The organism is Caldibacillus thermoamylovorans, from assembly GCF_000751775.1.
Classification (GTDB): Bacteria; Bacillota; Bacilli; order Bacillales; family Caldibacillaceae; genus Caldifermentibacillus; species Caldifermentibacillus hisashii.
In genome coordinates, this window is the sequence record NZ_CCRF01000040.1 from 19017 (window position 1) to 33645 (window position 14629).

Annotated in this window: 20 protein-coding genes; 16 read left to right on the forward strand and 4 right to left on the reverse strand. The window is 37.2% G+C overall.

Annotated elements, in window-relative coordinates:
- Positions 1-167: 167 nt before the first annotated feature.
- Complete coding sequence (locus tag BT1A1_RS06130; RefSeq protein WP_034769172.1) at positions 168-692, reverse strand: CotY/CotZ family spore coat protein; 525 nt, start codon at positions 690-692, stop codon at positions 168-170.
- A gap of 143 nt (positions 693-835) precedes the next feature.
- Between BT1A1_RS06130 and BT1A1_RS06135 the strand changes: the two genes are divergently transcribed.
- The 15 genes from BT1A1_RS06135 (at position 836) to BT1A1_RS06205 (ending at position 11298) form a co-directional block, all read left to right on the forward strand.
- Positions 836-1195: a DUF1360 domain-containing protein gene (locus tag BT1A1_RS06135; protein WP_034769174.1), complete on the forward strand. Its 360-nt coding sequence runs from the start codon at positions 836-838 to the stop codon at positions 1193-1195.
- A gap of 376 nt (positions 1196-1571) precedes the next feature.
- On the forward strand, positions 1572-1802 hold the full coding sequence (locus BT1A1_RS06140) for a hypothetical protein (RefSeq protein WP_034769176.1): 231 nt from the start codon (positions 1572-1574) through the stop codon (positions 1800-1802).
- A 90-nt stretch (positions 1803-1892) separates the two neighbouring features.
- The gene (locus tag BT1A1_RS06145; protein WP_034769178.1) at positions 1893-2828 is read left to right on the forward strand and encodes a glycosyltransferase family protein; all 936 of its coding nucleotides are present in this window, start codon (positions 1893-1895) and stop codon (positions 2826-2828) included.
- A gap of 212 nt (positions 2829-3040) precedes the next feature.
- Positions 3041-4132: a non-hydrolyzing UDP-N-acetylglucosamine 2-epimerase gene (gene wecB / locus BT1A1_RS06150; RefSeq protein ID WP_034769180.1), complete on the forward strand. Its 1092-nt coding sequence runs from the start codon at positions 3041-3043 to the stop codon at positions 4130-4132.
- The gene (locus tag BT1A1_RS06155; RefSeq protein ID WP_034769182.1) at positions 4125-5111 is read left to right on the forward strand and encodes a polysaccharide biosynthesis protein; all 987 of its coding nucleotides are present in this window, start codon (positions 4125-4127) and stop codon (positions 5109-5111) included. Before wecB ends, BT1A1_RS06155 begins: the two co-directional genes overlap by 8 nt.
- Positions 5108-5962: a dTDP-4-dehydrorhamnose reductase family protein gene (locus tag BT1A1_RS06160; protein ID WP_034769185.1), complete on the forward strand. Its 855-nt coding sequence runs from the start codon at positions 5108-5110 to the stop codon at positions 5960-5962. Before BT1A1_RS06155 ends, BT1A1_RS06160 begins: the two co-directional genes overlap by 4 nt.
- Entirely contained in the window at positions 5955-6863 is a 909-nt protein-coding gene (locus BT1A1_RS06165) for an NAD-dependent epimerase/dehydratase family protein (RefSeq protein WP_051989037.1), read from the forward strand. The genes BT1A1_RS06160 and BT1A1_RS06165 overlap by 8 nt, the downstream gene beginning before the upstream one ends.
- 5 nt (positions 6864-6868) lie before the next feature.
- Positions 6869-7543: a glycosyltransferase family 2 protein gene (locus BT1A1_RS06170; protein ID WP_034769189.1), complete on the forward strand. Its 675-nt coding sequence runs from the start codon at positions 6869-6871 to the stop codon at positions 7541-7543.
- Positions 7544-7787: 244 nt separating this feature from the next.
- Positions 7788-8255: a hypothetical protein gene (locus BT1A1_RS06175; protein WP_034769191.1), complete on the forward strand. Its 468-nt coding sequence runs from the start codon at positions 7788-7790 to the stop codon at positions 8253-8255.
- Positions 8256-8272: 17 nt separating this feature from the next.
- A complete protein-coding gene (gene spoVAC, locus BT1A1_RS06180; RefSeq protein ID WP_034769193.1) occupies positions 8273-8752 on the forward strand; it encodes a stage V sporulation protein AC in 480 nt (159 codons plus the stop codon).
- Complete coding sequence (gene spoVAD, locus BT1A1_RS06185) at positions 8749-9768, forward strand: stage V sporulation protein AD (protein WP_034769195.1); 1020 nt, start codon at positions 8749-8751, stop codon at positions 9766-9768. The genes spoVAC and spoVAD overlap by 4 nt, the downstream gene beginning before the upstream one ends.
- A 29-nt stretch (positions 9769-9797) precedes the next feature.
- The gene (gene spoVAE / locus BT1A1_RS06190) at positions 9798-10154 is read left to right on the forward strand and encodes a stage V sporulation protein AE (RefSeq protein ID WP_034769197.1); all 357 of its coding nucleotides are present in this window, start codon (positions 9798-9800) and stop codon (positions 10152-10154) included.
- Between the two features lie 306 nt (positions 10155-10460).
- Positions 10461-10592 carry a YjcZ family sporulation protein gene (locus BT1A1_RS17850; RefSeq protein ID WP_072012659.1) on the forward strand — a complete coding sequence of 44 codons (132 nt, stop codon included), beginning with the start codon at positions 10461-10463 and terminating at the stop codon, positions 10590-10592.
- Positions 10593-10758: 166 nt separating this feature from the next.
- Positions 10759-11016, forward strand: coding sequence for a sporulation-specific transcription regulator SpoVIF (locus BT1A1_RS06200; RefSeq protein ID WP_034769202.1), 258 nt, complete (start codon positions 10759-10761; stop codon positions 11014-11016).
- 72 nt (positions 11017-11088) lie between these two features.
- The gene (locus BT1A1_RS06205) at positions 11089-11298 is read left to right on the forward strand and encodes a hypothetical protein (protein ID WP_034769203.1); all 210 of its coding nucleotides are present in this window, start codon (positions 11089-11091) and stop codon (positions 11296-11298) included.
- A 140-nt stretch (positions 11299-11438) separates the two neighbouring features.
- On the opposite strand, the gene BT1A1_RS06210 is transcribed toward BT1A1_RS06205, so the two are convergent.
- From BT1A1_RS06210 to BT1A1_RS06220, 3 genes are all read right to left on the reverse strand, one after another.
- Positions 11439-11870, reverse strand: coding sequence for a GNAT family N-acetyltransferase (locus BT1A1_RS06210; protein WP_034769205.1), 432 nt, complete (start codon positions 11868-11870; stop codon positions 11439-11441).
- Between the two features lie 25 nt (positions 11871-11895).
- On the reverse strand, positions 11896-12405 hold the full coding sequence (locus BT1A1_RS06215) for a YjcG family protein (protein ID WP_034769207.1): 510 nt from the start codon (positions 12403-12405) through the stop codon (positions 11896-11898).
- 113 nt (positions 12406-12518) lie between these two features.
- The gene (locus BT1A1_RS06220) at positions 12519-13241 is read right to left on the reverse strand and encodes an alpha/beta hydrolase (protein ID WP_034769209.1); all 723 of its coding nucleotides are present in this window, start codon (positions 13239-13241) and stop codon (positions 12519-12521) included.
- Between the two features lie 195 nt (positions 13242-13436).
- Between BT1A1_RS06220 and BT1A1_RS06225 the strand changes: the two genes are divergently transcribed.
- A complete protein-coding gene (locus tag BT1A1_RS06225; RefSeq protein ID WP_034769210.1) occupies positions 13437-14297 on the forward strand; it encodes a CvfB family protein in 861 nt (286 codons plus the stop codon).
- The last annotated feature ends 332 nt before the right edge of the window (positions 14298-14629 follow it).

Genomic DNA, 14629 nt, shown 5'->3' on the forward strand with positions numbered 1-14629 from the left:
AATGGAGATGCAACCCGGGACCTTGATTAAAGCAGGTTGCAACTCCATTTTTTTATTTATCCGTCATGTACGGTCACTAGAAGCAAAGGTGGGAGATAGGTGCAAGTAAACTTCCCAATAAAAATAGTAGTACAGACTCATAAGTCTATACTACATCTAAAAAATTCTTAACCTGTAAAAGGTCCTGGTGTTACTGCCGGATGACAATTAACGCCACAGAAGCAGTCCAAGTCAACCGTAATGCATATACCGGTGTTTACATATCTGCCAAATGCACCTTGGTCTAAGAAAAAGAATAGTAAGTTCGCTAACCCAACTTGTGTTTTCTCATCGTTTGTCGTTTGTGTTACAGGAACGGCTTGTAGAAGTTCTAATGTTGCACAACAAGTTTCGGGATCGACATCTACAACACGGAAAGCGATTGATTCATATACATTTACATCAGGACCGGTACCGGTTCTTCTGATTCCCCTTCCGACAAAGTATTCACATGTACCTTTACAAATCAAAGAGACCGGGATGGTTGTATAGGGACTGGTTGCATTTAATCCGCCGCATAGTTCCTGAAGAGAGGTAGAACATCCACTGGTGCAATGACTATTGGCAGGGTCCACTTTTTCTTGGGCTTCTAAAATGTCAAGTAATATATCACAAACACAGTTATGGTCGAATGTATCTGGTTTAATGCCCATTATCTTTCCTCCTTATCAGTATTTCATATTCACTTACAGACTATGTGAGAAGGCTAATAACGGTATCGGTAAAACGCCTATTTTTAGTTTTTTTAATTATAAAGATGAGATTTCTTTTATATATTGAAGGAGGAGGGATTTTTATGTTTAGTATTGATGGGTGGTCATTTTTTTTAATTGGATTAGCAACTTTCCGATTAACCCGTTTGATTGTCTTTGATAAAATAACCGAAATGATACGGATGCCTTTTTTTGATGAGGTGGAAGAAGTGAATCCTGCTGGTGACAAAGAAGTGTATTTAGTACCGAAACAAGGAAAGTTCAAAAGATGGATTGGGGAATTATTAAGTTGCTATTGGTGTACCGGGATATGGGTAAGTCTTTTTTTAGTTTTCCTGTATTCTTTTTATCCCATTATTGCGGAACCGTTCATTGTTATTTTAGCTGTAGCTGCAATTGGGGCAATAATTGAGACAATAATAAGCGCTTTTCTGGGCAAATAGAATGAACAAAGTTTTTAAAAATTTCGTAGACTAATATAAAAAGTTAGAAAAGGGGTTAGGACATGAGAAGTAGAACAATGAAAAAATCGATGGAATTAAAACAACCGAAAACAACAATGAAGAAGAAAAAAGATTGTGGTTGTGGAAAAAGAAGAAAACGGGAAACCGACCAATAATAAAGTGAAACTTCCATCAGTGGGGGGAGGTGGAATAAAGCAAACAAGGGTGTCTTTGGAATAAAGATTGCCCTTTCTTTATGTTTTATAACAATTCTCGATTGTGCACATACACATTTTCATTGGTTTCCCAAGCAAAAAGGGAGGACGATTCATATAAAAGTATTGAAAAGAACAACAAATGAAAGGAGCAAAAAAAGATGCCTTTGCAATTACTATTGTTGCAAATCCAAGCAGCAGGGGTCACGATCAATGAAGTTTTTACATTACCAACCAACGTGCCGGGGGAACCTGATTTAACAGGGGTTCGTGTTTTAGAGGTCACCGGAGAAACTGTCACATTTGTAAGAGTCGATTCGCTGGGTGGAAATCGAATTATTGTTCCACTTGATAAAATTGTTGCGATCGATTACCCGCCTTTTGTTCAATAAAATACGAAAAAATAGAAAATAGGTAAAGAGACTGTGCTTCCAATTTAATCGGAAGCTCTTTTCTTTAGGGAAAACGAAAAGAGGGATTCGATGAGTAAAGATGATCGAAAGATATTATTTGTCACGCGTGACCTTTCTAACCGAATTGAAAAAAGTAGCTACTATTTACTTAAGGAATTAAGAAAAAAAGCAAATGTCATCACAAGTGATCTGGATGGTAACATTCACGACATTTTAAAAAACATCAACATACGGCCTGATTTTATATTACTTAATGATAGGAAACCGGATTATTGTCCCCATATAGGCGGATTTACCGATTTGGATATCCCGGTCGGAGCGATTGTTCATGAACTAAAATATAAACCATATCAAAGAAGACGATTTTATCAGCGAGAAAACATTCAATATCTCTTTACTCATTATCGAGATGCATTTTTATCCCTTTTTCCGGAATTACATGATCGAATGATTTGGTTTCCCCATCATGTCCCAATTGATATTTTTAATGATTACCAAATCCCTCGGGACATTGATGTGTTAATGATGGGTGCGATTTATCCGCATTTATATCCCATGCGAGCAAAGTTTTATGAAATATTGAAAAACGAGCCGAATTTTGTTTACCATCCCCACCCGGGTTATCAGGAAATCCACAATTGGAAAAATATCTATGCAGGTAAAACATACGCAAGAGAAATAAACCGGGCAAAAATTTTTATTACTTGTGACTCAATCGAGCATTATCCTGTCATGAAATATTTTGAGGTATTGGCTTGCAATACATTGTTACTCGCCACACCTTCTCAAGAATTGTCCGACCTTGGTTTTATTGATGGAAAGACGTTTGTGGCCGTGAATGAACATAATGTAAAAGACAAGATTACCTATTATTTACAAAATGAAAATGAGCGAAAAAATATTGCCGGGCAAGGTTTTCAAATGGTTCGACGTGCCCATTCAACAGAAAAACGAACAAATGAGTTACTATCACATATTAATAAAATCATAGATAAAAAAGCATGAAAGATATCTTATTAGGTTAACATCCAAAGGTTTCTTTTTTATAAAATTTCAATCGATTTATGTTATCCAAAATTAAATCTTATGTGGAATGCTTAAGAAAATCTATTTATGAGCTAATTACATGATTATTTAAAAATAGAGAAGTAACCAGTCCGTTATAAAAGAAAAAGAATAGTATAGTTGTAAAGCACAAAAAATCAGGAAGTGTTCAGATGAAGGTAATAACGATTTTAGGAACAAGACCGGAGATTATCCGCCTTAGTTTAATCATAAAAAAATTAGATGAATTCTGCGATAAACATATACTCGTCCATACCGGCCAAAATTTCACGAAAAATTTAAGCGACATCTTTTTTGAAGAACTGGAAATTCGCAAGCCTGATTATCATCTGTTTAATCATAAAAACACTTTGGGAAATCAATTAGCGACGATGTTCAAGGAATTAGAACAAATTATTCAGGATGAAAAGCCGGATCAAGCACTTGTGCTGGGCGATACAAACAGTGCTTTAAGTGCTGTTTTATTGGAAAGAATGGGCGTTCCGGTTGTGCATATGGAGGCCGGCAACCGTTGTTATGATTTGGCAGTACCGGAAGAGAAGAATCGCCGCGTCATTGATGCAATTGCAACATTCAATTTACCGTATACGCCAAATTCCAGAGAAAATCTGTTACGGGAAGGAATTCCTAATAACCGGATTATGATGAGCGGTAACCCGATTTATGAAGTGTTGGTTCATTATCAATCAAAAATCAATGAAAGTCATATAAAAACAAAATTACATTTGCAAGAAAAAGATTATTTTCTTGTCACTTGCCACCGGGCGGAAAATGTCGATAACGCCATAAATTTAACAGAAATTTTAAACGGTATAAATGCAGTGGCGGAACATTTTGATAAGCGGGTAATTTGCAGCATTCATCCCCGAACAAAGTCAAAACTAAACAATCTTCAAAATAATAAACTTCATCCATTGGTTGAGTTTCATGAGCCATTCGGATTTTTCGATTTTATCCAACTTCAAAAACATGCCTTATGTGTCATGACCGATAGTGGAACGGTTCAAGAGGAAAGTTGTATTTTTCATGTACCTGCAGTAACGATTCGGAACAGTACAGAACGACCGGAAACGGTAGCGTGTGGCAGTAATATTGTTTCCGGAGTCGATGCCACATCTATTCTTCGGGCAGTAAAAGTCATGGTAGCTAGGCAATCTGAATGGGTTTTACCGATAGGCTATGATGATAAATATGTGTCCGATAAAGTAGTTAAATTTATTTTGGGAGGTAAAGGAGTTGTTTGAAGAACAAACCATCTTGATTACCGGAGCAACCGGTTCTTGGGGGCATGAACTGGTAAAACAATTATTGGAAAAAAGGCCTCGTGAAATTCGCATTTTCTCGAGAAATGAAGCGAGTCAAGTGGCCATGCAAAGGAAATTTCAAGACAATAGATTGCATTTCATTATTGGTGATATTCGTGATAAAGAAAGTTTAGTAAACGCAACACAAAATGTGGATTTACTTTATCATCTAGCCGCTTTAAAACATGTACCCGTTTGTGAAGATCAACCAATTGAAGCATTAAAAACAAATGTCATTGGAACGCAGAATGTAATTGAAGCGTCCATCTTAAACAAGGTAAAAAAGGTCATATATATTTCAACGGATAAAGCAGCCAATCCCGCTAACTTCTACGGTTTAACAAAGGCAATTGGTGAACAACTGATCACTCACGCCAACTCACTAACAGACGATACAAAATTTGTCACAATTCGCGGCGGAAATGTCCTCGGAACAAGCGGCAGTGTGATTCATGTTTTTAAAGAACAAATTGAAACGACCGGAAAAGTCAGTATTACGGATAAACGGATGACCCGGTTTTTCTTAACCATTGAAGAGGCTATTCATCTTGTATTCACGGCGACCGAATCGAGTGAGGGCGGCGAAATATTTGTGATGAAAATGCCGTCTTGCCGAATTCTCGATCTCGCCGAGGTATTAATTGAACAATCCGGGAAAAAGGATGTCGAAATAATTGAATTAGGGATTCGTCCCGGTGAAAAAGTCAATGAAGTATTATTTTCAGAATATGAAAGTCAAAACACAGTGCTCTTTGACGAACATTACTTTGTGATTTTACCTACAAAAGATTTTCCAAGATTAATAGAAAAATATCAAAACTGCCAACTTGTCGAAAGGAAGAGCTACAGTTCAAAAGATGATTTAATGACAAAAGAGGAGATTAGAACGTTACTGCAAAGAGGAGGGTTCTTAAGTTGAAAATTCTCGTATTGGGCGGTGCCGGAATGGCCGGTCATATGATTGTCCAATATTTCCAGACGAAGACCGACTTTGAAGTGAGATATACAACGAGGACCCGGAAAAACGGAATTTACTTCGATGCGACAGATCCGACAGCAATCGAAGAAATTATCCGCCAATACAAGCCGGATGTGATCATTAATGTCATCGGTCTTTTGAATGAACAAGCGGTAAAAAATCAAATGGATGCGATTCTAGTAAATAGTTACCTTCCCCATTTTTTGCAAAAAGTCCTTGATAAATATGGCGGGAAGTTAATTCATATAAGTACCGATTGTGTTTTTTCGGGGGTCGTTGATAAAAATTCCAATTTTCGAATAAATGGAAGTGGAAGATATACGGAAAACGATAAACCGGACGGAACATCGGTTTATGCGATGACAAAAGCCTTGGGGGAGATCCGTTCAAATCACCACGTCACGCTTCGTACATCGATCATTGGCCCGGAGTTAAAGGATGGAATCGGCTTATTCCATTGGTTTATGAAACAAAAGGGTCGGATAAATGGCTACCGAAAAGTATTTTGGAACGGCATTACCACATTACAATTAGCCAAGGTAATTGAAACAGTTATTAAAAAAGATGGAGCCGGGCTTTTTCATATAACGGCTCCTGAAATCATTTCGAAATACGATTTATTAAAACAGATCCAACAAATTTTTTTAAAAAAAGATGTTACCATTCATCCTTATGACGAAATCGTGTTGGATCGTACGCTAAAAAATACGAGAACAGACATCGTTTTTCGGGTTCCGTCTTATGAAAAAATGTTGACGGAATTGTATGAATGGATGGTACGAAATGGTTAACCGGAAAATTCTGATTACCGGGGCGGGAGGGTTTACCGGGTGGCATGCGTGTCAATATTTTCTAAATAACGGCTACCATGTTGTCGGTCTTGTGCGAAAAAAACGTTTCAACAAAGATCTTCCGAATTATGAGGAACGGGAATGTGATTTAACAGATGAATTTTCAGTTTATGATGCAATCAAAGCTGTTAAACCGGACTATATACTGCATACAGCCGGAAAAAACGATGTGAAAGAATCTTGGGAAAAACCGGCCGAATATGTAACAGTGAATGTATTAGCGACTGTTCATTTATTAGAGGCTGTTAGAAAGGTTAAAAATAACGGGAAAATTTTAGTCATCGGTTCGGCTTTGGAATTCGATCCATCCGGGTTGCCAAATCAACCATACGGCTTGACCAAAACTTTTCAGTCACTTGTAGCGAAATCATGGGAGACTTTATTTCATTTGCCAATTATGATTGCGAAACCGACCAATTTAATAGGTCCGGGGCCATCCAATGGTTTTTGTTCACTTATCGCTGAAAAAATTGCTTTGGCTGAAAAGGATTGTCTCGCCGAACCCGTTTTGATTGATGACTTGACACAAGAAAGGGATTTTTTAGATGTCCGTGATGCTGTTCGAGCATATGAATTAATTTTATTAAAAGGAAAAATTGGAGAGGTATATCCAATCGGAACCGGCTGTTATCGGACATTAATGAATGTAATTGATTCATATCAATCTTTAACTACCGTTCCTGTCCCCGTTCACATAAAAGCAAATAAACATGACTTGGGCATCGATAAAGGAAAAGGAAGAATGGATTTGACAAATATCCGTGCACTCGGTTGGCATCCCGGTTACCCGTTTCTTTCTTCTTTAAGCGATATTTTAACTTATTATCGAAATAAAGGTTGATTTTTATGCCAAAAGTATCGATTATCATCCCATTCTATAATTGCCCATATGTTTCTGAAGCGATTGCAAGTGCTTTGAATCAAACTTACCAAGAGAGGGAAATTATTGTTGTCAATGACGGCTCGACTAGGTTTACTGAGAAAATCCAACCTTATCTTGAGCAAATTCGTTATATTGAAAAAAGCAATGGAGGAACGGCAAGTGCTTTAAATGCGGGAATTCGTCTATCAGAGGGAGAATATATCGCGTGGCTAAGTTCGGATGATTATTTTCTACCGGATAAACTGGAGAAACAGTTAGAATGGATGATCAAAAATGAATTAAAAATTTGTTTTTCTTCCTTTTACCAGATGAATGAAAAAAGTGAAATTATTGGTGAACCAGTTACCCTTTATTTTCAAAATAATGAGCAAATGGAGCGGACGTTAAAAAGAAGAAATATTTTTAACGGTTCGACAGCAATTACCCACAAAGAAATTTTTCAAGAAATTGGTTATTTTGATGAGAGCCTTTTATACACCCATGACTATGATTTCTGGTTGCGAGTTGCACAAATAACCTCAATCGGCTACTTGGATGTACCGACTGTTCTTTATCGAATTCATGAAGGTATGGGATCGAAAAAATATAAACCGGATATAAGGAAAGAGCTGCAGTATATTCGAAATAACAGCCGGTAAAATTAGAAACTGTCCCGTTTTTGTGGGGCGGTTTTTCATATATATAGCGGAAAATAAAATGATAGTTTTGAAAAATATAACGAATAGACTTTGTTTTTCAGTGAATAACGTGTTCCATATTTACATGCTCACATATCCAAGTGATGGGAAACCAATCCATCCATTTCCAATGCATAAAAGTATGGATTAGGCAAAAAAATAAGTTGAACAAAGTTACATAAATTCAATTTAGTGAGGGAACAAAATGGAAAAGCGTTTGATGTTGTTTATTTTTAGCTTAAGTGTTTTATTATTCGGGTGCAGTACGGTTAATGATACACCGGAAACAAGGAGTTCATTAGTACGGACATCTAATCCGAATCCGATTGCAGTCAACAATAAAGATGAAAAATTGGTGGGGGATATTAAAGAAACAGCTTTATCCATTGATGGTATTTATGATGTGGCTGTGATTAAAGGGGAAGCAAAAGATTGTTTAGTTGCATTCAAAGTTCATCACCTTGAGCGATTTCGCATGAAAAAAATTGAAAAACAGTTAACGAAAGAATTACAGAAGCAATTTAAGGATTTGTCTTTTACCGTTTCCAGTGATTTTAAAATTTTTTTGGAAGCAGTTCGATTGAATGAAAAAGTAGAAAAGGAAAATTTGTCCAAGGAGAAAAAGGAAAAACGATTACAAGAGATCATTAAGCTAAGCCGAGAAAAAACGTGATTGGAGAGAAATGGTAGATGGGAAAAAACAATAAAACTCCGGAACAAAAACAATATGAAAAACTAGAGCAACAACATGAAACAAAACGACCGGTGTTAAAAAACTGTATAAAAGCTTTTTTCGTAGGTGGGACGATTTGCGCCATTGGACAAGCGGTCAGTTATTTTTATATTTACTTTTTTAATTTTACAGAGCAGACAGCAAGTAATCCAACAGTTGCAACGATGATCTTTTTTTCCATGCTCCTGACCGGCTTTGGAGTTTATGATAGATTGGGTCAATTTGCAGGTGCCGGAAGTGCTGTACCTGTGACCGGGTTTGGAAATTCCGTTATCTCAGCCGCTATTGAACATCGCACAGAAGGTTTTGTACTCGGTGTCGGAGGAAATATGTTTAAGTTAGCCGGATCAGTTATTTTATTTGGTGTATTTTCCGCATTTGTTGTCGCATTAATAAAAACAATTGTTATTCAATGGTTTGGAGGTGGCTTTCAATGATTGTCGGAAAAGCCAGCTGGTTTTTTGAAAATGAACCTGTCATTATTGCGACCGGAGTTACTGGAGGACCGTTTGAAAAAAATGGAAAGCTAGCAGAGGACTTTGATCTCCTTTATGACGATTTATGGATGGGTGAAGACTCTTATGAGAAGGCACATCGGCTTTTGATTGATGAAGCTTGTCGGATCGCTCTGGAAAAGGCTGAATTAACGAAAGAGCAAGTGAACTTTATGATTGCAGGAGACTTGATCAATCAAATTACGCCAACGAGTTTTGCTGCTAGATCACTAGCTGTTCCGTATTTTGGCATATTTGGTGCTTGTTCAACCTCAATGGAAGGGCTGGCTCTTGCTTCTTTTCTAATTAATGGAGATGGTGCCGATTATATCGTTACAGGTTCAGCCAGTCATAACGCAGCGGCAGAAAGACAGTTTCGTTATCCGACAGAATATGGCGGCCAAAAACCTCCGACTGCCCAATGGACGGTGACAGGTGCAGGTTATGCAATAATTGCCAAACAAAACGAAAAATATAGTGAAAAACCGAAAATTACTGCAGCGACGATTGGAAAAGTCATTGATATGGGGTTGAGTGACCCGTTTAATATGGGTGGAGCGATGGCACCTGCTGCAGCAGACACGATTGAAACGCATTTTGAAGAAACCGGGAGAAATCATGAATATTATGATCTGATTGTTACCGGTGATCTGGGGAAAATTGGACGGGCAACAGTCCTTGATCTTCTTCATTCAAAAGGAATACATATTCCCGAAGAAAAATTTCTTGATTGTGGTTTAATGTTATATAAAGAGGAACAACCTGTTCAAGCGGGGGCGAGCGGGGCAGCTTCTTCAGCGACGGTAATTTATGGTCATTTACTTAAACAAATGAACTATGGTTTTTATAAAAAAATTTTATGTGTTGCGACTGGTGCACTATTATCCCCAATGACTGTTCAACAAAAAGAGACGATTCCTTGTATCGCCCATGCCGTATCTATTGAAAAAAATTCATAGATGGTGAACCTTAAAAAGGAGGGAAAATGATGTTAGCAATGTTTTTTTGGGCATTTGTTGTTGGTGGCCTATTTTGTGTTATCGGCCAGTTGCTTTTTGATGTGGCTAAATTGACACCGGGTCATACGTTAAGTTTGATGGTTGTTGCGGGTGCTGTTCTGGACGGACTTGGTTTATACGAACCATTAATGGATTTTGCCGGGGCGGGGGCAACTGTTCCAATCTCCAGTTTTGGGAATTCATTGGTTCATGGTGCGATGCAGGAAGCACAGGCTCACGGTATTATTGGCATTATTACAGGCATGTTTGAAGTAACAAGTTCAGGAATTTCGTCAGCGATTATTTTCGCATTTATCGGCGCACTACTTTTTAAAGCGAAAGGGTAAAGGGATTATCACCATTTTGAGGCAAGATGGACTTTTTTCTGGCAACAAGATCCTTTCTCGTAACCATTTTGAGGCAAGATGGACTTTTTCTTGGCAACAAGACCCTTTCTCGTCGACTTTTTTAGGCAAGGAACACTTTTTTTAGCGACAAAACCATTTTTTATGAATCCTCTTCAATTTGTTTCTTTCGTAAAAATAATCCTCTTTTGTCCGATTTTTTTTGAGAAAATCAAAAAATTGCCTATACAAACTTACCTCTTTCTACATAAGCTAAATTGTAAACATAAAGAAGTGAGGTGAATTTGTATGTCTTGGGGATACGGAAGTTGCTATTCCGGATATGGTTATGGAGGTTCCGGTTACGGTGGTAATTCATTTGTTTTGATCGTTGTCCTGTTCATCCTTTTAATTATCGTTGGTGCCAGCTATTTATGTTAATATAAAAAAGGGTTGCCCATAAAGTTATTGTTTAACTTTTGGGCCCCTTTTTTTTATGTCAAAAAACCTTCTTTTGGAACAGGTACTTTTCCTAAAAATAGCCTGAACCATTCCGGAACTCATGCATAAAATAAAGTAGTTTTGAAAGGGAGTGTGAGAACAAAGGATGGAAAACAATTTCTTTAAAAATATAGAGAAAAAAACCGGTGTAAACATGAATGACATTTTTCAATTAGCTAATTCCATACAAGGTGCCAATTTACAAGATGAAACAACGGTTCGCCAAGTAGTAAAACAAGTATCAAAAATTGCGGGTCGTAATATTCCGAAAGAAATGGAAGACAAAATTGTTCAAACGATTATTCAAGATGGTAAAAAGCTTGATTTTAACACAATTGCAAATATGATGAACAATAAAAAGTAAGGTGCAACACCCTTACTTTTTATATGGTATAATATAAGTGTAAGGGGATTCGTTTTTAGGGAGGGGATTTCAATGGTAGCCATTTTACCTGTAAATCGCCAAGACTATACGCAATATGTTGAAAGAGTTCTCAATGCTAACGATAAAATGAAATCCGTTGCGGCTGTAACGAAAGCAGGCCGGGTTCCAGCGGTATTAACAGGCGCTTATTTATATAATGAAGAAAAACAGACACTTTTTTTTGATAAAGAAAAAGGGCAATATATAGATATCATTGTTTAGAAAATGTGAGCACAAGTTGGAAAGACTATCCGAAATCGTAATCGGACAGTCTTTTCTGTTGTCATTACCGGGCGCCGGGCTACAGGAAGTGTTCAGCTTATGTGTAACAGGACGTTGCGAATTTAGCTCTGCGCTTTTCTTTAAAGTTCCATTTCCATCGCTTTATGAGGGATTCCTGCATCCAAAAATTCATCGGAAGTTACGGTAAATCCCAATTTTTCATAAAAAGGCAGTGCGTGGGTTTGGGCATTGAGTTTCACTTTCTTTGCTCCTGTTTCTTTTGCATAACGAATAATTTCGTCCATCAATTGTTTACCGGAACCGTTCTTTCGATAGTTCGCTAAAATACAAATTCGTTCAATCTTTCCATAATCTTCCACTTCACGGTATCGTCCGGCTCCGATTGGCTCATTTTCGTCATTATACATAACAAAATGGGTTGCTTGGTTTAATTGATCGTATTGGTCAATTTCTTCCTCAATTGGAACCTGTTGTTCTTGAACAAAGACGATTTTTCTTATTTTTAACGCAGCTTGAAACTGTTCTTCGTTTGTTACTTTTACTACTTTCATCACTGTCACATCCTGAGCTGATAAGTTATTTTCCTAATAAAAATGTTTCGTACACATTCCATATCCCATTGTCTAATTGATAAAGTAAGTGGAACCGGTCTATCGTTTCGGTATGCTCAATTTTTTGCAAACGCAGCTGACTGAATACATCTGCATGTTCACTGTTCGATAAGCTTTGACCAATGGTAATATGGGGAACAAATGCGTATTCAGGAGGATTACCGAAAGAGCCGGAATTTAATTCTTTAAAAAATCCTTCCAGTTCCGCAGTTGGTTCGACCTTTAAATAAATGACGTTGTTTACAGGATGAAAAGAGCTAATTTTATTTGTTCTTAATTCAAACGGTTCATGTCTTTTTGCAATCTCTTCCAATTTTGCGGAAATTTCTACTAATTGTTCTTCGTTTGTTTCAAATGCGGCTTTTAGTGTCAAATGGGGCGGAATAAGTGAATATTTTGAGTCATATCGTTTTCGATATGAGTTAGCAAAATCCTGCAATTTTTTAGACGGAAAGATGACAATTCCAACTTGCATTAAGAATAACCTCCTTTAATTTGGTTCCTTCATGTCATTCTTTTATTATAACAAATATGAATCAGTTAGAGAAATAATTATTTGACTATAAAAAATATTGGGTAATACAAAGATTATAAAGGGAAAAGTTCAGTAAGTCCACGTTTTAAATCTTTTTGCCAATATTTCCAAGTGTGATTGCCCTCAATTTCTTCATAAAAATAGTCAACCGGCTTTTTCTTTAATTTTTTTGCAAGTTCTCTGTTAGGAGCGAGAAAATCTGCCGTATTCCCGTCTGTCATATCGACCTCTGTTTCCCGGTTGCCGATGACATGATATATTTTTAACCGGTTCCAATCCTTAAAATTGTCGACTTCTTCATAAACATATTCGTCAATATATGGTGAATGAAGCATTACTTTTCCAAATATATTCGGGTATTTTAGCGCTGTTAGTAACGATATCGTTGCCGCCAACGAATCCCCTGCCAATGCACGGGATGAGGCTGTTTCAGCAACAGGAAATTGCTTTTCAATAAATGGAACGAGTTCATTGGCTAAAAATTGCCGATAATTTGCCGAAAGTTTGCCTTCCGGGTGATATTTAACCTTGCGATCCGGTACGTTCTTATAAGGGATACCGAAAAATAAAATCGGTTCAATTTCACCGTTTTCAATCAAATCATCTAATACTCGGGCAATTCGCCCCAATTGAAAATAATCTTTTCCGTCTTGGGCAATACAAAATGGATATGTATATAATGGTGTATATTGCGGCGGCAAATAAACCAGAACTTGGGTTTCCTCCGCTAATTCGTTACTGAAGAATGTTAAGTCCTGAACAGTACCTTTTGTCATAAAAAATCCCCCATACTTTGTTTTTTCAAAATCTATATTAGCATAAGTTTATTTTAATAGTGATGAATATGACTTCAGGGGAACCATGATAGTCATGTATACTTTTCTCTGTATATTTTAAGGAAACATTGGTAAAATCAAATAATCTGGAAATGATAACAATTGAAAGTTGGATAGAAGGAAGGAATTTTGACGATGGGACATTTACAGGCTGGTACAGTTGTTACTCTAGAAGTGGTCAGAAATACGGATTTTGGGCATTTCCTTAGCGATGGGTCAAATGATGTATTACTTCATAAAAATGAGCAAAACGGTGACATACAAATTGGTCAAAAAGTGGAAGTGTTTTTATTTCAAGATAAACAAGGACGCTTGACTGCGACAATGTCTTTACCTGAAGTTCGGGTTGGCACCTATGGCTGGTGTAAAGTTGTTGAAGTGAAAAACGATCTAGGTGTGTTCATCGATATTGGAACAAGTAAAGATATTTTAATCCATAGAGATGATTTACCAAAGCTCAAGGAAGTTTGGCCGCAAATCGGGGGCAGTTTGTATTGTACATTAAAAACAGATAAACGCGGTCGTCTTCTGGGAAAATTAGCGACGGAAAATGTAATGGAAGAATTATTCGTAAAAGCGGATCGTAATGTATTAAACAAAAATGTAACAGGCATTGTTTATCGCACTTTACATAGCGGTACTTTTATTATCACTGAAGAAGGTTATCGCGGTTTTATCCATGAAAGTCAACGAGATAAGGAACCGCGGGTGGGGGATCGTGTGACAGGGCGGATTATTGATGTCAAAGTGGATGGAACAGTTAATGTCTCTTTATTAAAGCGAGGATATGAAACATTGGACGATGATGCTGAGAAAATTTATACTTATTTGCAAAGTCGCGGCGGAAGTATGCCATATTCGGATAAAAGTGCCCCGGAAGATATTGAAAAACGTTTTTCCATGAGTAAGGCTTCCTTTAAACGGGCACTTGGAAGACTATTGAAGGCAGGAAAAGTGTATCAAGAAGAAGGCTGGACGTACATAAAGAAAGACTAAATAGGGGAAGATTCCGGTATTTAGAAGAAAGTGAACGAATTTCAATTACATTAAGATATATAAAAATTCACAGTAAAGATGCAAGTTCGACATAAGGTTTATGTATAATTTTTCAAAGACCACCACGTCTAAATTTTTGACGTGGCGGTTATCCTTTAGCTAATAGGAAAGTATAAATTTTTCAATTTCTGCTTTCCTAACGCATAAGTGCTCTTGCGGCTCTGCTCTCGCCTAAAGGCTCGGCAATCGCCGAGTTTTCTTTACAGAATAAGAAAGTATAAAAATACAAGTAAATAACTTGGGATTAGTTTTATTGTCTAGCTCCAAGCGCC